The sequence below is a fragment of the Limnothrix sp. FACHB-406 genome, assembly GCF_014698235.1.
Classification (GTDB): domain Bacteria; phylum Cyanobacteriota; class Cyanobacteriia; order CACIAM-69d; family CACIAM-69d; genus CACIAM-69d.
On record NZ_JACJSP010000015.1, the window covers coordinates 1 to 23,190 of the forward strand.

The 23,190-nt window shown below is 54.3% G+C and carries 14 protein-coding genes; 8 read left to right on the forward strand and 6 right to left on the reverse strand.

Annotated features, from left to right (window positions below; genetic code table 11):
- The first annotated feature begins 110 nt into the window (after nt 1-110).
- Complete coding sequence (locus H6G53_RS13955) at nt 111-3,611, forward strand: ATP-binding protein (protein WP_190533915.1); 3,501 nt, start codon at nt 111-113, stop codon at nt 3,609-3,611.
- Between the two features lie 104 nt (nt 3,612-3,715).
- Nucleotides 3,716-4,336: an urease accessory protein UreG gene (gene ureG, locus H6G53_RS13960; protein WP_190533918.1), complete on the forward strand. Its 621-nt coding sequence runs from the start codon at nt 3,716-3,718 to the stop codon at nt 4,334-4,336.
- An 89-nt stretch (nt 4,337-4,425) separates the two neighbouring features.
- Here the strand turns inward: ureG and H6G53_RS18770 are convergent, their stop codons facing one another.
- Together H6G53_RS18770 and H6G53_RS13970 are read right to left on the reverse strand one after the other, a co-directional pair.
- Nucleotides 4,426-6,420, reverse strand: coding sequence for an MASE1 domain-containing protein (locus tag H6G53_RS18770; RefSeq protein ID WP_242037338.1), 1,995 nt, complete (start codon nt 6,418-6,420; stop codon nt 4,426-4,428).
- A gap of 670 nt (nt 6,421-7,090) precedes the next feature.
- A complete protein-coding gene (locus H6G53_RS13970) occupies nt 7,091-7,762 on the reverse strand; it encodes a Fe2+-dependent dioxygenase (protein ID WP_190533921.1) in 672 nt (223 codons plus the stop codon).
- A 310-nt stretch (nt 7,763-8,072) separates the two neighbouring features.
- On the opposite strand from H6G53_RS13970, the gene efeO reads away from it, so the two are divergent.
- Nucleotides 8,073-9,113, forward strand: coding sequence for an iron uptake system protein EfeO (gene efeO, locus H6G53_RS13975; RefSeq protein WP_190533924.1), 1,041 nt, complete (start codon nt 8,073-8,075; stop codon nt 9,111-9,113).
- Between the two features lie 78 nt (nt 9,114-9,191).
- Nucleotides 9,192-10,439 (forward strand): iron uptake transporter deferrochelatase/peroxidase subunit, encoded by a 1,248-nt coding sequence (gene efeB, locus H6G53_RS13980; RefSeq protein ID WP_099532600.1) that lies wholly within the window; start codon nt 9,192-9,194, stop codon nt 10,437-10,439.
- 117 nt (nt 10,440-10,556) lie between these two features.
- Here efeB and H6G53_RS13985 read toward each other — a convergent pair whose 3' ends face one another.
- Both H6G53_RS13985 and H6G53_RS13990 read right to left on the reverse strand, forming a co-directional pair.
- Nucleotides 10,557-11,573 carry a sulfate/molybdate ABC transporter ATP-binding protein gene (locus H6G53_RS13985; protein ID WP_099532625.1) on the reverse strand — a complete coding sequence of 339 codons (1,017 nt, stop codon included), beginning with the start codon at nt 11,571-11,573 and terminating at the stop codon, nt 10,557-10,559.
- 117 nt (nt 11,574-11,690) lie between these two features.
- A complete protein-coding gene (locus H6G53_RS13990; RefSeq protein WP_190533927.1) occupies nt 11,691-12,668 on the reverse strand; it encodes an alpha/beta fold hydrolase in 978 nt (325 codons plus the stop codon).
- 468 nt (nt 12,669-13,136) lie between these two features.
- Here H6G53_RS13990 and infC point away from each other — a divergent pair, with 468 nt between their 5' ends.
- From infC to H6G53_RS14005, 3 genes are all read left to right on the forward strand, one after another.
- On the forward strand, nt 13,137-13,679 hold the full coding sequence (infC, locus tag H6G53_RS13995) for a translation initiation factor IF-3 (RefSeq protein ID WP_099532596.1): 543 nt from the start codon (nt 13,137-13,139) through the stop codon (nt 13,677-13,679).
- Between the two features lie 185 nt (nt 13,680-13,864).
- Nucleotides 13,865-16,882 carry an Npt1/Npt2 family nucleotide transporter gene (locus tag H6G53_RS14000; RefSeq protein WP_099532624.1) on the forward strand — a complete coding sequence of 1,006 codons (3,018 nt, stop codon included), beginning with the start codon at nt 13,865-13,867 and terminating at the stop codon, nt 16,880-16,882.
- A 209-nt stretch (nt 16,883-17,091) separates the two neighbouring features.
- Nucleotides 17,092-17,580: a Crp/Fnr family transcriptional regulator gene (locus tag H6G53_RS14005; protein WP_099532595.1), complete on the forward strand. Its 489-nt coding sequence runs from the start codon at nt 17,092-17,094 to the stop codon at nt 17,578-17,580.
- A 48-nt stretch (nt 17,581-17,628) separates the two neighbouring features.
- Here H6G53_RS14005 and H6G53_RS14010 read toward each other — a convergent pair whose 3' ends face one another.
- Nucleotides 17,629-20,139, reverse strand: coding sequence for a DNA topoisomerase (ATP-hydrolyzing) subunit A (locus H6G53_RS14010; protein ID WP_190533930.1), 2,511 nt, complete (start codon nt 20,137-20,139; stop codon nt 17,629-17,631).
- Nucleotides 20,140-20,289: 150 nt separating this feature from the next.
- Between H6G53_RS14010 and H6G53_RS14015 the strand changes: the two genes are divergently transcribed.
- On the forward strand, nt 20,290-20,691 hold the full coding sequence (locus H6G53_RS14015) for a response regulator (protein WP_099532594.1): 402 nt from the start codon (nt 20,290-20,292) through the stop codon (nt 20,689-20,691).
- Nucleotides 20,692-20,787: 96 nt separating this feature from the next.
- Here H6G53_RS14015 and H6G53_RS14020 read toward each other — a convergent pair whose 3' ends face one another.
- Nucleotides 20,788-23,031 (reverse strand): ABC transporter ATP-binding protein, encoded by a 2,244-nt coding sequence (locus tag H6G53_RS14020; protein ID WP_190355809.1) that lies wholly within the window; start codon nt 23,029-23,031, stop codon nt 20,788-20,790.
- Nucleotides 23,032-23,190: the final 159 nt, after the last annotated feature.

Here is a 23,190-nt window from a genome sequence, read left to right on the forward strand (position 1 = left end):
AATGAGCGTAACATTGGTGTACTACTTTTTGATTGTTTGGGGTAAGAATTACATCTTCTTACCCCTTTTTTATAACCTGAATCTGTCATTCAACACTTCTGAGTTTGGATATGTTGGCTATTGTTCATGAAAAATCTACAACGGAGACTTTCGCAGATTTGTGGCAAGCTCTTCAGGCAGAATTTGTTATTCCGCTGAATGCAGCTTATGAAATTCCGCAAGTGTTAGAAGATTGTAAAACAGTCACGATTACCTACAAATTTCTGCACGATCGTGTGCAGCAAGCGGCCTATTCTCTGATTCCTAATGAGGAAAAGCAACTCATCCATTTAACGGTGGGTCGCTTGTTGCTCAACAGTATTGAACCCGATCGGCTAGATGATTGTCTGTTTGATGTGGTGAATGCGATGAATGTGGGTTCTGCCCTCATTTCGGATCCCCAGGAACAGTTACTCTTGGCGCGGCTAAATGATCGAGCAGGTAGAAAGGCTAAGGCTGCGGCGGCCTACAGTTCGGCCCAAGAATACTTTGCAATGGGCCGTCGATTGCTGCCGGGAAATGCCTGGGAAATGGATTATGAATTAACATTTAACCTCTATACTACGAGTGTGGAAGTTGAATATTTATTGGCTCAATTTAAAGAGGCATATACTCTTTCAGAAATTGCCTTAGAGCGCTCATGCTCGCTGATTGACCGCGCAAAAATTTATGAGCTAAAAATTCAATTTCTGATCGCTGAAAACCAAATGCACAGTGCGATCGAAACAGCTTTGCCTGTTTTGGAACTACTGGGCTATCCCTTGGTGATTGATTCGCAACTGTTGCAACTAAATCAGCCGCTGCCGGAGTTGGATCAGTTGGCAAATTACCCAGAAATGAGCGATCGGGCTGCTTTGGCTGCCCTCGAAATTCTGATCATCATCACGGGCCCCTCTTACGAAGTGCGACCCGATTTATTGCCCTTCATCGTTTTTCTGATGGTGAATATGTGCCTAGAGCTGGGCCATTCAGCTCTCGCCGCCTACGCCTATGGCATGTATGGATTGTTGTTGTGTGGTCCCTTAAATCAAATTGAATTGGGCTATCGATCGGGACAAATTTCTTTGCAAATTTTGGAGCAATATCCCTCGGATGCTCTGAAATGCAAAATCCACATGCTTTTCAATTCCTTTGTGGTTCATTGGAAAGAACCCCATCAAAATACGATTCAATTCCTTGAGCGCACAGTGCAAATGGGAATGGAAACGGGTGATGTGGTTTATGCCACCTACTGCGCCATGTGGTCTTGTGGCTACATGATGTTGGTGGGAACGCCCTTGACAGAAGTGGCCCGAGAGCAACAACTGTATATCGAATTGCTCCAGAAAATTAAACAGGATCATGGCTTATATCCAGCCATGACTTGGCGACAACTCACGGAAGCCTTGGAGTCGCCAGAAACACCCACTTCTCAACTGGAAGGCCGCTATATTAATCGCCAATTGGTTTCAGAAATTCAAGCTTCTGAAAACCAAATGCTGCTCTTCTTTATCTATTTTGCAGAGACTATTCTGGCCTATGTCATGAATGACTGGGAAGCAGCAAAAACCAAGGCGAATTTGGCTGACCAGTACCAAGCAGCAGCCACCGCTTCGATGTTGTCTGGTGGCTTCACATTTTATGCCGCATTGGTTTATCTCAAAACCACTCAACCCAGTGACTTGGCCGCTCTAAATGAAGAAGAACCAGATCGGCCTTCCACCTTAGAACTTTTGACGGCAAAGTTGGAAAATTGGGCACATCACGCACCAGAAAACTATCAAAGTAAATATGAATTGGTGCTGGCAGAAACGGCCCGTTGGCAAGGGGAAATCCTGCGAGCCATGGACTATTACGATCGCGCCATCAACACAGCCCAAGCCCATAGTCGCTGGCCTGAAGTGGCGATCGCGGCCGAGCGTGCCGCTGAGCTATATCACGACTCTGGGCGCGACAAAATTGCTAAGCAATATTGGCTGGATGCGGCTCATGCTTACGATCGCTGGGGAGCCAAAGCCAAAGTTGCCGCGCTCCAGGCCAAGTCGCTGCCCTTACAAAATCTGTCGCCACGGCGGCCGCCCACCTTGCCGCCCACGGGCACTCAGCATTCCACCCATCCCCACACAACCGCCAGCACGGTGCTGGATATTAACACCGTGATTAAAGCGGCCCAAGCCCTTTCGGGGGAAATTGTCTTGTCGCAATTGTTAACCCAACTAACGCGACTAACCCTTGAAAATGCGGGGGCCCAAACGGGCTATTTGCTCCTTAAAGATCCCCAACAAAACAATCGGCTAACCGTGGTGGCTACCAGTCACGTGGAAGGGCAAACGGCCGTAGATGTTCCCCTAAACTGCCCCTTATCTCCAAGTTTATCTTTGCCGGTTTCCCTGATTCAATACGTGCAACGAACTCAAGAATCAGTGGTGTTGGGAAATGCTATGGCTGAAGGACTATTTACCAATGATCCTTACATTGCAAACCAGCAAATTCAATCGGTGATTTGTATGCCCATTACTCAACAAGGACAGTTAATGGGCGTTCTTTATTTGGAGAATAATTTGGCGATCGATGCATTCACACCCGATCGCCTGGAAGTGTTGCAAATTTTGATGGCGCAGGCGGCGATCTCCATTGAAAACGCGCGCCTCTACCGAAACTTGGAAGACTACAGCAACAATCTGGAAAAGAAAGTGGCCGCCCGCACTCAGGAGCTAACCGAAAGAAACCAGCAGTTGAAGATTACGCTCCAAGAACTGCAACAAACCCAAGCGCAACTAATTCAAGCGGAAAAAATGTCGAGCTTGGGGCAAATGGTGGCCGGTATTGCCCATGAGATTAATAATCCTATTAGTTTCATTATGGGTAATATTACTCATGCTCGGTCTTACTTTTTAGACCTCCTGGATTTGTTGACACTCCATGAGCAGCACTCCTCTGAAATTCATCCAATTGTTCAAGCAAGAATGCAAGAAATGGAGTTGGATTTCCTGAAAGAAGATCTGAATAATTTGTTTCACTCCATGCAAAATGGGGTCGATCGGGTGCGGCAAATTGTCCTAGGACTGCGAAATTTCTCGCGTTTGGATGAATCGGATCAAAAACAAGTAGACCTGCATGAAGGAATTGACAACACGCTGCTGATTTTGCAGCACCGATTACAGGTGCAAAGCCAACAGCCAGCAATCAGCGTGTTAAAAAACTATGGCGAAATTCCGTTGGTGAATTGCTACGCCAGTATGGTGAATCAGGTCTTTTTGAATATTTTGACCAACGCGATCGATGCCTTGCGATCGCCCGCCGGTTTTGCCTTGCAGCCCATGCCCGAAATTTCCATTGAAACTTGCAAAATTAGCGATCGAACTGTGCAAATTTCCATCACCGATAACGGCCCAGGCATGGAAGACAGTGTGCGCCAAAAAATCTTTGATCCCTTCTTCACCACAAAGCCAGTGGGCGAAGGCAAAGGATTGGGCCTATCGGTGAGCTACCAAATCATTACTCAACAACACCACGGACAACTATCTTGTCAGTCTGCCCCTCAACAGGGAGCAACATTAACGATTGAATTACCCATTGATGGCCCCGCTTAAGTGCTTGGAGATCTTGTCAAATCCAATGAGCCTTTGCCAAAATTTCTTCAATTGAATGAGTTGGCTATGCGTCCATCTCATGAGTTCATTGATTAACCATTACCATGACCAGTCAATTACGAATCGGGGTGGCCGGGCCAGTGGGTTCTGGAAAAACAGCCCTGGTGGATGCTTTGTGTAAAAAATTGCGCGATCAATATAGTCTGGCGGTGGTGACCAATGATATCTATACCCAGGAAGATGCTCAATTTTTAGTTCGGAGTGCTGCTCTTTCCCCCGATCGAATCGTGGGTGTGGAAACCGGCGGTTGCCCCCACACGGCCATCCGAGAAGATGCTTCCATCAACCTGGTGGCGATCGAGCAATTAGAGGCTAAATTTGCGCAGGGCGATCGCCCTATTCAAATCACCTTTGTTGAAAGTGGGGGAGATAACTTGGCCGCCACTTTCAGCCCGGAGTTAGTTGATTTAACGATTTACGTGATTGATGTGGCAGCCGGTGACAAAATTCCTCGCAAAGGGGGGCCAGGGATCACTAAATCTGATCTCTTGGTGATTAATAAAATCGATTTGGCTCCCCATGTGGGTGCTGATTTAGCGGTCATGGAACGGGATGCCCAGAAAATGCGAGGCGATCGCCCTTTTCTGTTCAGCAATCTAAAAACGGGCCATGGTTTGCCAGAGATTATTGGCTTTATTGAACAGCAATTGCCCCCAGTTTCCTAGGGAATGTTTGAACAACCAAAGCCCATCAAGAGCCTATCAATTGCCTGATTTTACTTCACGATGAATCAGCGGGTTAATCCGTGGGTTCCTTATGAATCAATGGGCAAACGAATCAAAAACTCAGTTCCCTGATTGAGTTGGGATTGCACATCGATCGACCCGCCATGTTTGGTCACCACAATTTCTTGGGCGATCGATAGGCCAATGCCCGTGCCTTGGTTCACTCCCTTGGTCGTAAAGAGGTGATCAAAAACCCGAGCGATCGTTGCCTCATCCATTCCCTTAGCATTGTCAACAATGCCAATCACAATCTGATTCGTTTCTAACTTTGTGGTTACGGTAATTTGATAGGAGCGGGCTGGTAAATTTTCAAGGCTCTGCTCCATGGCGAACTCGTCGATCGCATCAATGGCATTAGCCAAAATATTCATAAATACCTGATTTAGTTGCCCTGGAAAGCAGTAGATTTCAGGCAATTTCTCATAATTACGAATCACCCGGATTTCAGAGCGATGATTCGTAGCCTTCAGTCGATATTTTAAGATCAGAATCGTGCTGTCCAGATTCTCTGTCAGTTGGGCACTGACTTTTTGATCGGTGTCCGATCGCGTGAATGCTCGCAAACTTTTACTAATTCCAGTCACCCGATCGGTGGCATTGTGCATGGATTCAAACAATTTAGGAAAATCTTCCTCTAAAAACTCTAAATCAATATCCTCAGCATGTTCCACAATATCCCTTCTAGGTTCAGGATATTGCTTCTGGTAAAGCCGAATATGTTCCAACAAATAGTTGGCATATTCTTTCGCATTTTCAATGCTGCCATTTAAAAAGCTGATCGGGTTGTTAATTTCATGGGCAACCCCAGCAATTAAATTTCCCAACGCAGACATTTTTTCACTTTGAACCATTTGCGCCTGAGTGAACTTCAACTCCTCAAGAGTTCGCTCTAGGGTTCGATTTTGCTGAATTAACGTTCTGGCCTGATGCTCCAAAACATGATTGGCAACCTTTAAATCTGCGAATGCTCGATCTAGCTTCACCTTAGCAGTGTTTTGCTCAGCCAAAGTTGCCGTCAAAATTAATGATGTAAAAACCACCACCACGATAAACGACTGTAAACCCATCAACGACTGATTCAGGTGAGGGCTGGCAAAACTGCCCAACCCGCGCACTGTGCCCAAAATAGCCATCAAAGAAATCAAGAAAGCTGTGAAATTAGCCCCCAAATCTCCAAAACGGAAAACAGCCCAAATTAATAAGGGAATCAAAACATAGGCGATGGATTGTCCATTCCAAAAAGCAGAAAAACTGATCAAGAAAACACTTAAACATAAAAATAAGAATTCAATTTCTTTGCTTGGAATCACCTTGATTCCTAATCGTGATAAAACACCTTGAAAAGAATGTGGATTCACAATTTTGCGATTTAAGACATGAAAAATAAGCTGTGATAGGTTGCGACAACTCAGTTGATTCAGTTTTAGGTAGCGATATCCGCTCAAAATGAGTGGTGTCAAAATAAAAATACCGGCAACGTTAGAAATCCACCAGGTTAACCAAGTGCTAGGAGCATGTTCAAAAAAATCGATTTTCCCAGCAGCAGCTAACATGCCTACGCCCATTGTTGCGTTGACAACGGGGCCCAGCAATCCTGCGTAAACCAAAAATCGAATGGTGTCAGAAACTTGGCTAAATGGATATCGACTGCGGGTTGACTGTTTAAATAAATAGGTTCCTAATTGAGTGCCCGCAGTAGTTCCGGCGGCAATGCCCAGTACGGCTACGGTAGATAACAGCAGGGTGATCAGATTGCGATCGCCCCAAAAGGCTTGAATATTAGCCCCTAAGGATCCTAAAAAAACGCCGGGAAGCACGCCTCTGCCACAGAGCAGGACAATACCAACGGCAAATCCATCCGGTGGCCAAACTGGGGTGACTGAGTTTGGCGTGGAAGCGACGGCCCGGGACAGCTCTGCCAGGGCATCGTAAACCAAGGCGGTTGCCAAGATTGACCCGAAGTGAAACTTTTGCAGCCACGCTAGGGATTTGCGAGCTGTGATGACGTTGATGATCTGTTCCATAGATTTCCAGTGGACGATCGAGCTATTGAGTATTACGTCGATCAATGAAAAAGTCGTGAAAATATTCAGCAAATTTGTGGAAATCCAGACAAATTAGGGCTTGCTCCCATTAATTACCCTAAATACAAGCCTTTTGGTAGTCTAAACTTCAGACAAATCCCAATCAGTAAATTTTTAGAGGTGGTTGAATAATTGTTAGAGCTTTTAAAATATTTGTATGAGGTTCAAGTCTCTATTAATCAATTATCTTTTGTTGGTTAATAAGATTCTTGAATTTTAATTTCGCGTTGTTATTTATACAAATAAATCAATTTCAGCTCCTTTTGATTATTTTGGATTGTTGCTTCATGAATCCTTTGAATTGCAATTTGATGCTATGAAATAGATGGCAGGTGAGAAGAATTTGATCGATTTGGTGACTTAAATGGCATTCAACGAATAAGATATCGAGCGTGATTTTTTAAATTTAAAAAATTATTAATTGTACGATTCGTTTAAACTTCTACACAAAAATCAACGTAAACCTATGTGACCTCAACGGAATTTCAACATTTCAGCGCCCGATCGATCAAGTCAGCTTTTGGAATTGATCGAGCCAGTCCGCCCCCTGGGCGCGTTGCTCAGACTCCATTCACGGCGCTGGGTCTGGTTAGTGTTTGCCTCGCTGTGGCTAGAGTTCTCCCCATTTCCGAAGCAGGTTGGCATGGGTTTTGGCAATGAGGTCAAACTCGGGCGTTTTGCCGGTTTTGGCAAATAGCGATTGGCGGGCGGTGTCCAGGTCAAAGAGCAGCTCTCGCTCGGCGGGATCTTTAACAAGACTTTGGATCCAAGTGACGGCCACCAGTCGCACGCCTTGGGCGATCGCCTCCACGCGGTGCAGGGTGGAGGAGGGATAGAGCACCATGGCCCCGGCTGCGAGCTTGAAGGTTTCTTCGCCATTGGTGGTTTCAATCACCAATTCGCCACCGTCGTAGGTTTCGGGCGATCGCAAAAACAGGGTGAGAGACAAGTCCGATCGAATCTTGGGATCGCTGCCCATGAAAGCGTTGTCCACGTGGCTGCCGTAGGCCATGCCCGTTTCGTAGCGACTGAACAAAATCGGCCCGATCGCCTTGGGTAGCGCGGCCATTTGAAACAACGGATTGCGCCATAGGGCCTGTTGCACCAACGTTCGCAAGGGGCCAAAGGCGGGGTCTGTGCTGGCCAGTTGGGTGTTTTGCTTCACGAGCTTGGCGTGCCAGCCAGCGGTGGACTGGCCGTCAATAAATGTTGCGCCTGCCAGTTGCGCCTCAATGGTGGCCAGTTCCGCCGCGCTCAGCACATTAGCAATAGAAATAATCATTAGTCTTTTTAATTGCAGATCTTTTTCTTAGAAAAATTACTACAGTTTGGCAGTAAGCGGCTGAAGTCCCTGGAGCAGGGTGAACTCCAAAAATGCTCAGCTTCAAGAAATACAAGCATTTTCCCGATCGCGGCTGCTCTAGTCTGGTTCCAGAAAGCGGGACAAGCACCTGTTATACTCTTGCAAGTAATTCGCAATTTTTGATCTCCGCTCCAATTTCTGGAGGGGCCAATCGGCGCGCCCAAGCACCCTCTGCCCAGCAATCGTTGCCCCTGGCGATCGGATCTTTAGCCATCAGACTTCAGCAGCCATGAAAAATAAGACAAAACTTTGGGTTGGCATTGGTGCATATCTGTTAACGGCCCTGAGTCCCACGGGCTGTGCGGTTGCCCCTCAGCAAAATGCAGCGGTCTCAACCCAAGAAGCGGCCTCGCCTGGGGCTGAATCTCCCGTGGCTTCCGCAACGGCCTCGCCTGGGGCGGTGGCTTCGGAACTGGATCCCTGTCGGCGGGGCGCTGGCGGTGAAGGGGGCGAAGGCGGTGAAGGCGGTGAAGGTGGCGAAGGGGCCGAAGACAGCAGTGCTGCGGTCACACCGAACCCGGCCATTAAGCCAGAGGAACTTCAGAAAGCGGTGGCCGATTACAAGACCTATGTGGTGCAAGAGGTCGATCGCCTGGTGACCGATACAAAGGTGTTTACCGATCGGGTAATTGCCGGAGATGTGGCGGGGGCGAAAGCGGTGTATGGCTCATCGCGGTTGGGTTGGGAACGCATTGAGCCGATCGCCTCGTCCTTTGCGGCTCTAGATGGGGCGATCGATGCGCGGGTGGATGACTTTAAAGGGGAAGACGACCCGGCATTCACAGGTTTCCACCGCATTGAAATGGGGTTGTTTAAGTACAACACCACCAAAGGCTATGAACCCTTTGCCCGCAAGCTAATGACGGATCTTCAGGGGCTAAAAACCTGCGTGGCTTCCCTGGAAATTGAGCCGAGGGATATGGTTCGCGGGGCTTCGGAACTGATTGAAGAAGTCTCCCTGGGCAAAATTACCGGCGAGGAAGATCGCTACAGCCGTCTGGATTTTTGGTCATTCCGCGCCAACTTGGAAGGCTCCCAAAAGGTTGTGGATTTGGTGCGGCCCATGGTGCAGCGAATTCAGCCCACAGTGCTGCAACGGGTCGATCGGGATTTTGCGGCCGTGAATCAGGTTTTGGAGAAATATAAGCTGCCCAATGGCGACTTCATGACCTACGACAAGCTTTCGGCCGCCGACAAAAAGCGCTTACAGGCAGATTTGGCCAAGCTTGCGGAAAACATTTCCAAACTACGGGGCGTAATCGGTGTTTAGGGCTAAATAACCGTTATTTCTGCCTGCTATACCAACGGAGCAAACATCGTTTTTGAGGAAATTTCTGAGGGAAGATTCATGGTAAAACCACGCTTTTCCTGGAGTCGGCGGCAACTCCTGGGACGGGGATTGGCGATCGCCGTTGGTGCAGGCCTGGGCCTGTGGCAAGGTCAGCGTTGGTGGGGTGATCGCTCCGAAGCCGCTGCCCTGGCGGAGGCGATTCCCTTTTGGGGCCCTCACCAACCGGGCATCGCCACACCGGATGTGGCCGCTGCTTTGGTGGTGGCTTTGGACGTGACTGCACGCGATCGCCAGGAACTGACTCAACTGTTTCAAACCCTGACCGATCGCATTGCCTATTTGATGGCTGGTGGTGCCCTGAAGCCCTTGGATCAGCGCTATCCCCCCAGCGGCTCCGGTATTTTGGGCGACGAATTTCCCGCCGATCGGCTCACGGTCACCGTTTCCGTGGGGGCCTCTCTGTTTGACCAACGCTACGGCCTGGCCGCCGCCAAACCCCGTCATTTGACGGAAATGCCCAATTTCCCGAACGATCGCCTCGATCCCCAGCTTTGCCATGGCGACTTGCTCTTGCAGTTTTGCGCCAACCACGAAGAAACCAACATCCACGCCCTGCGCGACATCCTGAAGCAATTGTCGGGGTTGGTGGTTTTGCGTTGGCAAATGGCCGGTTTCCAACAGCCCGATCGCGACCCCCATCCCCGCCGCACCACCGTGCGCAACCTGTTGGGGTTCAAGGACGGCACGGTGAACCCGAACCCGAAAGACGAGAAGTTAATGAACCGATTGGTTTGGGTTTCTCGTAACAGCCCAGAACCGGCCTGGACGGTCGGCGGTTCCTATCACGTGGTGCGAATTATTCGGATGTTTGTGGAGTTTTGGGATCGAACTCCCTTGGATGAGCAAGAAGCGGTGATGGGGCGATCGCGCAGTAGCGGTGCGCCCTTGGGTTACCGCCACGAGGAAGAGATTCCAAACTATCAACGGGCTGGCAAAGCAATTCCCCTCGATTCCCATATTCGGTTGGCAAACCCGCGCAATCCCGGCATGGGAGAACATCAAATTTTGCGCAAAGGATTCCACTACTCCCGCGATATCGATCGCGCCGGTCAGTTGGACATGGGCTTGCTCTTTTTGGCCTTTCAACAGGATGTGAAAACTGGCTTTGAAGCCATTCAAAATCGGCTGAATGGTGAACCCTTGGAGGAATACATTAAGCCGATCGGGGGCGGCTATTTCTTTGCCCTGCCTGGCGTGCCCGATCGCGACAGCTACTTGGGTCAGTCTCTGTTGCAATCGGTGTAATGGCGATCGGTGTAATTTAGGCAGCGCAGCTTAAGGCGCATTGACCCAACCAATCGATCAAATCAATCGATCGAATGAATTAATTAAGCAGGGTGATTCAGGCCGAATTGGACAGAGTTAGATCGAATAATGCAGTGGAAACGCCTTTGCTCCCTTGGGTTTGACGTAAACCCGTTGCTGGGGCGAAAGATCTAATTCATCAAATCGTTCCCGTGTCAGATGGGCCGTCATCACCTGCCCATCATCCAACACCAATTCCGCCTGAATTTCCCAACCCAAATGCACCAGCCGACTAACGCGGGCCGGAGCCGTGGCCTTGTCCGGTGCTAGTTCAATCACCACATCATGGGGCCGCAGGAAAATTTCCGGCTCCGTGGAATCAATGCCGTGAGCCTGGAAGATTTGGGAATCGCTGGGCAGAATGTTCACCGGCCCAATGAACTTCATCACAAAAGGCGTGGCGGGGCGATCGTAAATTTCAGCGGGCGAGCCAATTTGTTCAATCCGCCCATGATTCACAATCACGATTTCATCGGCCACTTCCATCGCTTCCTCTTGGTCGTGGGTCACAAAAACCGTGGTCACATGCACTTCATCGTGCAAACGCCGCAACCAGGCCCGCAAATCCTTGCGCACCCTCGCATCCAATGCCCCAAAGGGTTCATCCAACAGCAACACCTTCGGTTCCACAGCCAACGCCCGCGCCAGGGCCACCCGCTGCCGTTGGCCGCCGGACAGTTGGGAGGGGTAGCGATCGCCCAACCCCGAAAGCTGCACCAACTCCAGTAGCTCATCGACGCGCTGGCGCACCTTGGCGCGATCGGTCTTTTGTAATTCCAACCCAAATCCAATGTTTTGGCGCACGTTCATGTGCTTAAACAGGGCGTAGTGCTGAAACACAAAGCCGATGTTGCGCTCTTGTACGGTTTGGTCGGTGGCATCTTTGCCGGTGAGCCAAATTCGCCCGCTGTCCGGCTTTTCGAGGCCGGCAATCAACCGCAACAGGGTTGATTTACCGGATCCCGACGCACCCAACAGGGCCACCAGCGAACCGGACTCTAAACTAAGGCTGACGTTATCGACGGCCAGGAAATCGCCAAAGCGTTTGGTGACGTTTTCTACGACGATGCCCACGATGCCGCTGCTCCCGATGCGAAAGGTTGACCCCATTATGCAATGGATAGGTCGCCGATCAATGCCCTAAACCCCGCTTTCTCGGTCGTGTTACCGGGGTTTTGTCCGGTTCGCAGCCTAGTTTTCTCCTGCCGCGTCGGCTGATCGCCCCAGTCGATCGAGCCATTGGCGCAAGAGGGCATTCACTCGATCGGGCGCTTCATCGTGGGGACAATGACCCGCTCCCTCGATCGGCACAAATTCCAAACGCGGTGAACAACCGACAAATTGTTGGGAGAGGGCGAAGGGAATGAGTCGATCGCGCGTGCCCCACAACAGGAGCACCGGAATTTGGATGTGGTTCAACACCCGCCGAATGGGGGGCGAAAACCGGCTGCTGGCCATGGCGCGGATAATTTGGGCAAAGGTGCGGGCCGCCCCCCGATCGCGGGCCGGCTCTGTCAAAATTTCCACCAACTCCGAATCGATCGCTCCGGGATCTCCCCAAGCCAAGCCAGCCCAGCGCCGCACCACGGCCGGCCGGCGCACCCCATAAAAAACAGCCTGCAACAGCCAGGGAGAAGCCACCAAAGCCTCCAGCCCCAGCACCAGCGGGCGCAGGGCCCTGGGAATAATTTCCTCGCGCATGGATGGATCGGGCAAGCTAATGGCCACAGCCCCACAAACCATTTCGGGGTAGCATTCCGCCACCGTGAGGGCAATGGCCGAGCCGATCGAGTTGCCCACCACCACCGCCGGAACCCCAATGAAGGTTTGCCAAAACTCCCGCACCTGCTCCGCCCAAAAGTAAGCATCGTAGGCCACCGATGGTTTGCAGGATGCGCCAAAGCCGACCAAATCAAGGGCATAAACCGGGTGGTGAGTGGCCAGGGCTTCCATGTTGGAGCGCCAATAGCCGATCGAGGCTCCAAACCCATGCAGCAACAAAATGGGCGGCCCGCCATTCACCGCCGGGCCGGGCAGGAAACTGTAGCGGGTTGACCAACCGCGCCAAACCCAATCACGCCGATCGCCCACGCGATCGACCCACGATCGCGCCGGGCGTTGAGGGACTGGGGGTTGCGGGTCGGTTGTGGCCAGTGGAGTTGCGTTCATGGGGTGCTGTGGCCGAATACTTTTGATCGAGCGGCCTTGATGGTCGAATGGCCTCGATCGAGGCACTGGATCACAAAGACCATCATGATTCAGTTGCCTGGATCAAATACTAAGAAATCTTGCGAGTTTATTGACATCCTTAGCTGCACCTTAGCCGATCAAACCCCCTATTTCCAAGGCGCGATCGCCCGAAAAGTCCCTCATCCCATCCACCCCTGGCACAGAGTAAAATAGGTGGCAGTCTCTGTTGTTTTGGGCCAAGTCTGTCCCGCAGCAGCTAGACGCTGAATGGTTCAATACCGTTCGACACCATTCAATTGATTGCTCGATCGTGCTAAGACGGAAGCAAATCGCCTCAATCGCCCCATGCGATCGGCTGTTTCCCGCCCTAGCAACGCTGGCCCAGCCTAAACAAACTTCAAAAGCTCCATTCACAGCGATCGCGCTACCCCAGAATCCATTTCACCAATGCCACCAGTCATCGACAAACGCAAACCCGCGAATCTTCCCCCCATCAACGAAAACATCCGCTTTCCCGAAGTGCGCCTGATTGATGCAGACGGCGCACAGGTTGGAATCATCCCCACCTACGACGCACGCCGCATGGCCGAGGAAAAGGAACTAGACCTCGTGCTGATTAGTGACAAGGCCGTGCCGCCCGTTTGCCGGATCATGGACTACGGCAAATATAAGTTTGAGCAAGAAAAGAAGGCGCGCGAGGCCAAGAAGAAGCAGCATACGGCTGACGTGAAAGAAGTCAAGATGCGCTACAAAATCGACCCGCACGATTACCAAGTGCGGATCCGCGCCGCTGAACGCTTCCTCAAGGCCGGCGATAAAGTGAAGGCTACGATCACCTTCCGGGGGCGGGAAATTCAGCACGCCCACCTGGCGGAAACCTTGCTCAATCAAATGATGCAGGATCTGCAAGAAGTGGCTGAGGTGCAGCAAGCGCCGAAGCGGGAAGGCCGCAATATGATGATGCTGCTGTCACCCAAGCGGGAAAAGTAACCTTCGGTAAGGATGGCCAGGGGTGAAAACTGGGTGATGGCACACGGGGGCCCCTGGGCCCAACCGTGATCATTAGATTGACGAGCCGTCCATGGTTTTGTCACCCTTGTGTGGTGGGGGGCGTGCGATCGCGCGCCCCTCTGCCCTTGCCCGTCCGCCCACTCCATTTGATTGACCGATCGCCCATGGATGCCAACTATCAGGGAACCCGAGGCGGCGCATGGCAACAGGTGCTGCGCTGGCTGAACCTTCGGCCCGAAGAAGGGGAACGCACTTGGTTGATGTTCGCCTTCTACACCACCACCACCGTGGGGTTGAGTTGGCTGGATAACAGCACGGCGGGTCTGTTTGTCGATCGCTACGGGGCCGTGGGCCTGCCGCTCATTTATTTGGGCAACGCGGCGATCGGGGCCTTGATGGGCTTTGCCTATTCCCTGATGCAGAAGGTCATTCCCCTGCGTCAGACGATCGTCTTGATTCCAATTTTGATTGCCCTGCCCCTGGTGGCCTTTCGGGCGGGACTGGGCATTGAGCACCTGGCGGCGATCACGGTTTTTGTGATGCGGCTGTGGCTGGATGTGACCTATGTGCTCAACGACATCAACACCTCCATCACCGCCAACCAGCTTTTTAACATTCGGGAAATTAAACGCACCTATCCCCTCATCAGCAGTGGTGTGCTGGTGGCGGATGTGATCAGCGGTTTTTCGCTGCCGGTGCTGTTGGATTGGGTGGGGCTGCCGAATGTGTTGCTGTTGGCGGCCGCCACGATCGCCTTTGGGGGCGGCATTTTGTTTTATCTGGGCCGGGCCTACAGTCAGGCCTTCCCCGATTCCCCCAGTCGCTACACCGAAGAGTCCCAGGCGGATTCCAATCGCCGGCTGCAGGGGCCCCTGCGCAGCTATGCGGGCTGGCTGGTGGCCTTTTTCATGCTGGCGCAGGTGTTGTTTCTGCTGGTGGAATTTCAGTTTTTTGATCGACTGGAGTTGCAGAGCAAAACGACGGCGGGCACGGGCACCGGGGGTGACGTGGCCAGCGAGATTGCCAGTTTTTTGGGCCTGTTTAACGGGGTGTTGGGGTTGGCGGAGTTGCTGACCCAATGGCTGGTGTCCAGTCGGGCGATCGAGCGGATTGGCCTGTTTCGATCGGCGGCCATTTTGCCCACGGCGGTGCTGATTTCCGGGGTTTTGGCCCTGTTGAGCATTCCGCTAGCGGCCCATGGATTTTCGGGCGCGTTCCTCGGGGCGATCGGCCTGAAGTTCATGGATGAGCTGCTGCGCTACACCCTCTTTGCCAGCACCAACCCAGTGCTGTTCCAGCCCATTCCCGACAGCGTGCGGGGCAGCATCCAAGCCCGGGTTCGCGGTGTGTTTGAGTCGCTCTCCACGGGGCTGGCGGGGCTGCTGATTTTGGGGACGGTGTTTGTTTGCAAGCACTTTTTACCACCGGACTACCTGGAAGCCCAAAGCTGGATTGTGCTGGGGGCGATCGTCATTTTGGCGGTGCTCTGGGTGGTGGCGGTGTTGGGGTTGCGATCGCGCTACATCAGCCTGTTGGTGATCAGCGCCGAGCGGGGCCGGCTGGGCACGATGGATGTGGACTCTTCCACCCTGCGCCAGGCGGTGATTGAGGCCCTGGTGCAACCAGGAACCACTCCCGAAGACAAGCGATCGTGCATCGAACTCCTGAGCCGCATTGACCCCGAGCGGGCCAGTGAAGTGCTGGCTCCCCTGCTGACCGGGTTTCCGCCCGTGCTGCAAAAGCAATGTTTGGAAGTGATGCTGGAGCGGCCCCAAACGGACTATCTCGCGCAAGTGCGGGCCCTGATTGTGCAGCAACCACCGCCGGAGGTGCTGGCGGCGGCCCTACGCTACGTCTGGATTACGGAATCCGATCAGGATGTGCGCCATTTGCAGCCCTACCTGCGGCCGGAGGTGGATCCCATGGTGCGGGGTACGGCGGCCTCGTTAATCATGCGCCGTGGATCTGCAAGCCAAAAGGCCGAAGCCACCAACAGTTTGCGCCGAATGCTCACCAGCGGCGATGTGCGAGAGCGGGTGATGGGTTGTCGGGCCTTGGGCGAGGCGGCCTATCTCCAGGCCCTGCGGTTGTATGTGCCGGATTTGCTTCAAGATTCATCGGTAGAGGTGCGTTGCGCCCTGCTGGAAGTGATTGCCTCGGCCCGGCTGGAAGACTATTACCCGGCCCTGTTGCGGGGGCTGAATTACAAGAGCACCCGGGAATCGGCCCTGCGCGGGTTGACCAAGCTGGAGCATGAGGTGCTGCCGATGCTGTTGGAAATGGCGGAGGACTGCCATAAGCCGGATCTGATGCGGATGCAGGCCTGGGGGGCGATCGGGCGCATTAGCACCTCAGAAGCCTTGGATATTTTGGTGTCGCGGTTGTTGGTGTCCTGGGGAGCCACCCGCCAAACGATTATGCGCACCCTGCTGAAGCTGCCCGATGACGCGGGGATTGAGGGCGTGTTGCGGCGGATTGGGCGAAGTGGGGTGGAAATGGCGATCGACCAGGAGTTGCGCTACGTGGGGCAACTGGCGGCGGCGCTGGTGGATTTGTCGGAAGCGTCCCTCACGGGGCGGGAGGCGGATCTGCTGCGCCAGTCCCTGCGCGATTCGATTCAGGATGCCCATGAACGGCTCTTTTCCCTGATGAAGTTCCTCTATCCGATCGGGTCGATTCAAGCGGCTTCCTTTAATTTGCGATCGGGGTCGCGGGAGTCCGTGGCTCGGGGCTTGGAGATTTTGGATAATACGCTGGATATTCCCAGTAAGCGGGCGGTGTTGGGAATTTTTGACTCCGCCAACGATCGCGATCGGCTGGCGGCGGTGAATGAGCTGATGCATTACCAACCCATGCCCCCGCGCGATCGGGTGCGGCGGCTTTTGGATTTGCGCTATTTCCTGTCCGATTGGCCCTTGGCCTGTTGCTTCCATGTGGCGCGGTCTTTGCGCTGGAGCTTGACGACGGATCAAACCCTGGCCTGTTTGCGTCACCCACGCGGCTTTGTGCGGGAAGCGGTGCTAGCCTATTTGGAGTTGGCTTCTCAGCGGATGTTGGCGGAAATTTTGCCCCGGATGGTGCATGATCCCGATCGCCTGGTTCTGGCCCAGGTGCAACATCTGGCCCAGGGGTTGGGCGTTGCCCTGCCCACCAAGTCCGCCGAGGCTTCGGGCCCTGCCTAGGGACTGGGGTGGCTCCGGGTTGATTGAACTCTGCCCGCGAAGAACCCCCAGCCCAGCACTCGCCACTCCCACAAAGCGGGATAAGATAGCGGGGTGTTGAGCCTTCATCATGTCGTTTCACCTCCAGCCTTGCCCTCGCGGTGCATCAACCAGCTTTGAGTCATTGACCGCCTGGGGCCTGCTGCTTGACCCACCGCGCCTAGCCGCTCATGCTCACTAGCGTCGATCGCCTGCTCTTTATCCGCGAAGTCCCGATTTTTAAAGAACTGCGCGACGAGTTCCTCGTGCGGTTGGCTTCCTGCATGGATGAGTTATCGTTTTCTGCCAAGCAAACGATCTTCACGCAGGGGCAAGAGGGGCGATCGCTCTACATTGTGGTGTCGGGACGGGTGCGGGTGCATCTGAACGATCGAGATTTGGCCCATCTAGGGAAAGGATCCTTTTTTGGGGAAATGTCGCTGTTTGATGCGGAACCCCGATCGGCCTCCGTCACGACGATCGAACCCTGCGAATGTTTGATGCTGACCCAACAGCAGCTCTACGACGCGATCGACGAAACTCCCGATATTGCGGTGAATGTGATTCGGCTGCTCTCTCGTCGGATTCGGGAGCTGAATCAAAAACTGAATGCCAGTCGCGAATTGGACGGCAAAGGATCCGGATCAACCCTCTTACCGTCCAATTCCCAAAACAGCTAGGGCTAACCGCGCCCGAGCCTAAACAAAGCGCCCAGTGAAGATCTTGAACTACAGGGCGATCGCCCCGCTAATGGCCTCAGTGCTGGCCAGTTTCACCAGCCGATCGCCCTGATCTTCGCGGCCCAGGACGGGGAAATCGGCCCAAGCTAAGCCGCCCGATCGACCCGTGTTGGTGCTGATCCACCACAGGCCGCGATCGGCCACCGGAGCCATGGCCGCCAGCCGATCGCCCCGGGCTAGGGTCAGGAAATTGCTGCCCGCTTCGCCCAATCCATTCAGACGCAGGCGATCCACCCGTAGTTGCTTACCATAGCCCCGCTCGGTGATCAGGGCCAGGGTTTGCCCCGGGCTTAAGGTGCAACAGCCCAACAACCGTTCCGATCGGCTCACCTTCGTGGCCAAGGCTCCTTGGGTGTTGCGGTTGCTGACCGGTAGGGTAACCGCGTCCAGGGGCACAATCATGCCTCGGCCCATGGAAGTGGCCACCACCAGCCGATCGCCCTCGGATCCCAAGGCGGCGGCCACCAACTGATCGCCCTCCTTCAGCTTCAGGGCCACCAGGCCCCGCCCGGTAATTCGCTCAAATTCCCCCAGGGCCAAGCGCTTCACCCGCCCTTGCTGAGTGAGCACAATCAAATCCTGGGGCGGATTGGGGCGATCGGCAAAGTCCAAGGACAACACGGCCACAATTTCCCGGGCCAGGGCCGCCACCGAATCATCCGCACTTTGCAGGGCGGTCGATCGGGCCGATTCCGGCAGGAGGGTGACCAGGGGCAATCCTCGGGGCGCTTTTTTGCTAATGGGGGGAATGTCGCCCACCCGCAGGCTATAGGCCTTGCCCGATCGGGTGAGCACTAACAATTCCCGATCGGTTTGCGTATTAAAGGTCTGTACGGCGGCCTCGTCCCGTTCCGTCAGCTCGCCCGGCGTGGATTCGCTGCGCCGTCGCTTGGGCGGAACCCGCCGCACATAACCCCGATCGCTCAGTTCCACGATCGCCGGTTCCGGAGCCGTGGGAGCCGCCACTGTTGGCGATTCCGTGGTCGCCTGCACCGTCGCTTCATCCAAAATTCGGGTGCGGCGCGGATCGGCAAATTTCTTTTTGAACGATCGCAGGTCTTTTTTCAGGAATTTCAGCCGTTCTTGTCGATCGTCCAACAAATTCGACAGCTCTGCTAGGCGCGATCGCAGGGTTTCCCGTTCCTCCAACAGCTTTTGGCGCTCCAGTCCCGTCAGTCGCCGCATGGGCATTCCCAACACCGCCTGGGCCTGGGAATCGCTCATGCCCAGCCGCACGGCCAACTGTGCCTGGGCGGTGGTTCCGTCCGGGGCAAACCGCAAAATCTCGATCGTTTCATCCAAATGATCCAGGGCCAGCACTAACCCTTCCACCAACTCCAATCGATCGGCCACCTGCTCGCGATCGGCCGTCAATTGCTTGGTCAGGGTTTCTTCCCGGAACGCCAAAAAGACTTGGAGGGCCTGCTTCAGGCTCAACTGCTGGGGCTGGCGATCGACAATGGCCAGCAGAATCATGCCAAAGGTGGACTGCAAATCCGTTTGGCGATAAAGCTGCTTCAAAACCGCCGCCGGTTCCGCCTCCCGCTTCAGTTCAATGACAACCCGAATTCCGTCGCGATCGCTCTCATCCCGCAAGTCGCTGATGCCCGTCAGCTTGCCCAGGTTCACCAACTCGGCCATTTTTTCTAGCCAACTGGCCTTGTTGGTTTGGTAGGGCAACTCCGTCACCACGATCGCCGTCCGTTTTTGGCGACCCCGCCCGCCGGGAATTTCCTCCACATGGGTCACCCCCCGCAGGACAATGCTGCCCTTGCCGGTGCGGTAGGCATCCTCAATGCCCTTGGTGCCGATAATTTCGCCCCCGGTGGGGAAGTCGGGGCCCGGAATCAGTTTCCACAGTTGCGCATCGGTTAAGTCTGGGCGATCGATCAGCGCCACCAACCCATCCACTAACTCGCCCAGGTGGTGCGGGGGAATATTGGTGGCCATGCCCACGGCAATGCCCGAACAGCCATTCAGCAACAGCAGGGGCAACTGCACCGGCAACACCACCGGTTCCTGTTGGGAACTGTCGAAATTGGGCGCAAAGTTAACGGTGGCCTCGCTCAGGTTTGCCAGGGCTGAAACCTGGGCAATTTCTGCCAATCGGGTTTCCGTATAGCGCATGGCGGCCGGTGGATCGTCGTCGATCGAGCCAAAATTGCCATGGCCCTGCAACAGGGGATAGCGCATGGAAAAGCTCTGCACCATCCGCACCAGCGCGTCATAAACCGCCTTGTCTCCGTGGGGGTGATATTTCCCCAGCACATCCCCCACCACCCGGGCACATTTGCGAAAGGGGCGATCGGGCGTTAACCCCAACTCATGCATCGCGTACAAAATCCGCCGATGCACCGGCTTGAGGCCATCCCGCGCATCCGGCAGGGCCCGGCCGACGATCGTACTCATGGCGTATTCCAAATACGATCGCTGCATTTCCCCATGCAGCGAAGTCGGAATGATTTGCCCAGAGCCAAGAAGGTTGAGTTGCGCGGTCATCAGGCGAGTCCAGTCCAAAAAACGGCCAAGGGGTGAGCGAAATTAAAAATCGCAAGAAAGACGAGGATTAATCAGCAGTCGCTTGCACGGAAAGAGCAATGAGGCATAGCATAACAACTAGACAGCCTCGCGTTTGGCGCAACTTGCTCGATGAAAACGGTTTTGATCGTTGAAGACGACCCAATTAATGCACGCGTCTTCTCCAAAATTTTGACCAAGCGGGGCGGCCTGGCCGTGCAGCACACAGAAGATGTGGAAGAGGTCGTGAAGATTGCCCGGGCGGGTGAAGCGGACATCATCTTGATGGACGTTTCCTTGGCCCACAGCACCTATGAGGGCAAATCGGTTGATGGCATTAAAATCACCCAAATGTTGAAGGGGGATCCGGCCACGGCCAAGCTGCCCATCATTTTGGTGACGGCCCACGCCATGGAAGGCGATCGGGAAAATTTCCTGTCCGAAAGTGGCGCGGATGACTACATCTCTAAGCCCGTGGTCGATCACCAAGCCTTTGTGGACAAAATCGTCAGCCTGCTGCCCACGGACGCTTAGGGCGGGCGATCGACGGCTGGAGAGATCGTTCACGGGTCGCCAATTGCTGTTTGGGCCATCTTCCGTTGGGAGGGTGGCCCATTGCCCGATCGGCCCCTAGGCTTGATTGCCCGTGGCTTCTAGGGATTCGAGGATGTTCAAAATTTCCAGAGCGGCAGCGTAGGTATCGTTCAAAATCCGTTCGTCCTCTTCGGGATCATCGGTCAAGTCATCCAAAATGAGCCGCAGGGCCCCAATAATTTCGCTGAGGCGCGATCGCACCTGATAGGAAATTTGGGCAAAGGTTTCATAGCGATCCATGCCCCCACCTCCCGAGTCGCTGTAGAACGATCGCTGAACTTGCAGCGCGTCTTCAAACAACTCCATGGTGCTCAACATCCGAATGGCCGATCGATAGGATTCGCGCAGGAGTTCTTGGCGTTCCTCGTTGCTGTCCACCAGGTCATCCACCAGCAATTGCAGGGAGCCGACGGTGATGTTGAGCCGGGTGCGAATTTCGTAGGAGGTGCGGTTGAAGGTTTCGCTGGCGGTGGCCATCGGTTGCTGCACCCGGGCATTGCCAAACTGCATGGTGTAGAGCTTGGCGTAGGCTCCGCCCTTGGCCAGCAGTTCCGCATGGTTACCCACTTCCACCACGCGCCCCTTGTCCAGGACAGCGATTTGGTGGGCCCGCTGCACGGTTGAGAGGCGGTGGGCAATGGCGATCACGGTGCGATCGCGGCTGAGGGTTTCGATCGCCTCCTGCACCAACCGCTCAGACACCGTATCCAAGGCGCTGGTGGCCTCATCCAAAATCAGAACTGGGGGATTTTGCAGCAAGGCCCGGGCGATCGCCAGCCGCTGCCGTTGCCCCCCCGACAACATCACACCCCGATCACCAATGGTGGTTTCCAGGCCGCGCGGCATTCGCTCAATAAATTCCATAGCGTTGGCCAATTTGGCGGCGGCAATCACCTCCTCATCGGTGGCCGTGGGCATGGGGTAGGCGATGTTATTGCGGATGGTGTCGTTAAACAGAAAGGTTTCCTGGCTGACAATGCCCAAGGATCGCCGGAGCGATCGCACGTCAAAGCTGCGTAAGTCTTGACCATCGATGAGGATCCGCCCCGCCGTGGGATCGGCAAACCGAGGCACTAGCTCCACGAGGGTTGATTTCCCGGCTCCGGAGCTGCCCACCAGGGCCAAGGTTGTGCCCCGGGGCAAGGTGAGGGTGATGTCTTGGAGTGTCAGCTCGCTGCTGCCTTCGTAGGCAAAGCTGAGATTTTCAAACCGAATATCCTGGTGCAGTCCCGTGAAGGGGGTGGAACCATTGGCCAAAAAGGTCTTGTTGCTCGATCGCAAAAAGTCTTCCACCACATCCACACTGGCGGCCGTGTTGGCCAACTGGCCCCGCAACCGGTTGAGCTGGGCCACCAGGGGCAGCAGCCGAAACAGCAGCGTCAGATAGGTTAGCAGCACCGTGGACAGGGCACTGAGCTGATCCGCAAACAACCAGCGACTGATGCCCACGATCGCCATTAGCATCACCACGCTCACCACTTCCGTGACTGGGGCGATCGCGATCGAGTTGGCCTGGGATTTAAACTCCGCGGCCTCCCGGGCCTTGGTTAGCCGCAGCATTCGATCGAACTCCCGCGCCTCCATGGCAGCCGATCGCACCAACCGCATCCCGCCCAAAATCTCCAGCAGGGCCACGGAATAGTCCTTGGAGGTTTGGGACACATCCTTCCCCAGTTGGCGGGACTGGTTGACATAAAGCTGATTAATCCACACCACCCCCGCAAACAACACCGTGGCCACCACCGTCAGTTGCCAAGACAGCAGCAACAACAGCCCCACCATCACCAGGATCGAGACCACGGTGGCCACCAATTGCAGCAAATTGGCCACCGTGGCCGAAACCCGCCCAATTTCATTCCCCAGGCGGTTGTTGATGTCGCCCACACGGGTGCGAGCAAAGTAGCTGAGATTCACATCCAGCAGCAACTGAATGGCGTTCATTCGCAGGTCAGCCGCCAGCGATCGCTGCAAAATTCCGACGGCCAAGGCGCTGAGGTAGGTGGCCAGGTTTTTGAGGGCGATCGTGCCCACCACCGCCACGGCCATGGCGATCGGTTGGTAGGCCGCGGGCAGTCCCTCAAAGGGCGAAAAAAGTTTGCGCAAAATGGGCGGCCCGCCGGACAGCACCATTTCCTGGCCCAAAAAGCGCAGCACCACTGGCACAATCAGCGCCGTGCTTACCCCGTTGAACAGGGCCCCCGAGAAGCCCATGATCATCGTCCAAGCGGCTTGTCGGGGATAGCGCCGAATCAGTTGCCAAAGGAATTTGCGTCGGGCCATTGGATCACAAGAAAAAAGGAACGGGGTCTACCCAAAACAGGCAGCGGTGGCCAAAAACCAGCCAAGAACCCATCAGGCAAAACCTGATGCAACATCCTGATGCGATCGCCCCGGGGATCTGGAGAAATGCGCATCTGAATTTTAGGCCGGGCATTGGCC

Coding starts and splice junctions, on each gene's coding strand:
- H6G53_RS13955 (WP_190533915.1), top strand. CDS start 111: ATGTTGGCTATTGTTCATGAAAAATCTACAACGGAGACTTTCGCAGAT.
- ureG (WP_190533918.1), top strand. CDS start 3,716: ATGACCAGTCAATTACGAATCGGGGTGGCCGGGCCAGTGGGTTCTGGA.
- H6G53_RS18770 (WP_242037338.1), bottom strand. CDS start 6,420: ATGGAACAGATCATCAACGTCATCACAGCTCGCAAATCCCTAGCGTGG.
- H6G53_RS13970 (WP_190533921.1), bottom strand. CDS start 7,762: ATGATTATTTCTATTGCTAATGTGCTGAGCGCGGCGGAACTGGCCACC.
- efeO (WP_190533924.1), top strand. CDS start 8,073: ATGAAAAATAAGACAAAACTTTGGGTTGGCATTGGTGCATATCTGTTA.
- efeB (WP_099532600.1), top strand. CDS start 9,192: ATGGTAAAACCACGCTTTTCCTGGAGTCGGCGGCAACTCCTGGGACGG.
- H6G53_RS13990 (WP_190533927.1), bottom strand. CDS start 12,668: ATGAACGCAACTCCACTGGCCACAACCGACCCGCAACCCCCAGTCCCT.
- infC (WP_099532596.1), top strand. CDS start 13,137: ATGCCACCAGTCATCGACAAACGCAAACCCGCGAATCTTCCCCCCATC.
- H6G53_RS14000 (WP_099532624.1), top strand. CDS start 13,865: ATGGATGCCAACTATCAGGGAACCCGAGGCGGCGCATGGCAACAGGTG.
- H6G53_RS14005 (WP_099532595.1), top strand. CDS start 17,092: ATGCTCACTAGCGTCGATCGCCTGCTCTTTATCCGCGAAGTCCCGATT.
- H6G53_RS14010 (WP_190533930.1), bottom strand. CDS start 20,139: ATGACCGCGCAACTCAACCTTCTTGGCTCTGGGCAAATCATTCCGACT.
- H6G53_RS14015 (WP_099532594.1), top strand. CDS start 20,290: ATGAAAACGGTTTTGATCGTTGAAGACGACCCAATTAATGCACGCGTC.
- H6G53_RS14020 (WP_190355809.1), bottom strand. CDS start 23,031: ATGGCCCGACGCAAATTCCTTTGGCAACTGATTCGGCGCTATCCCCGA.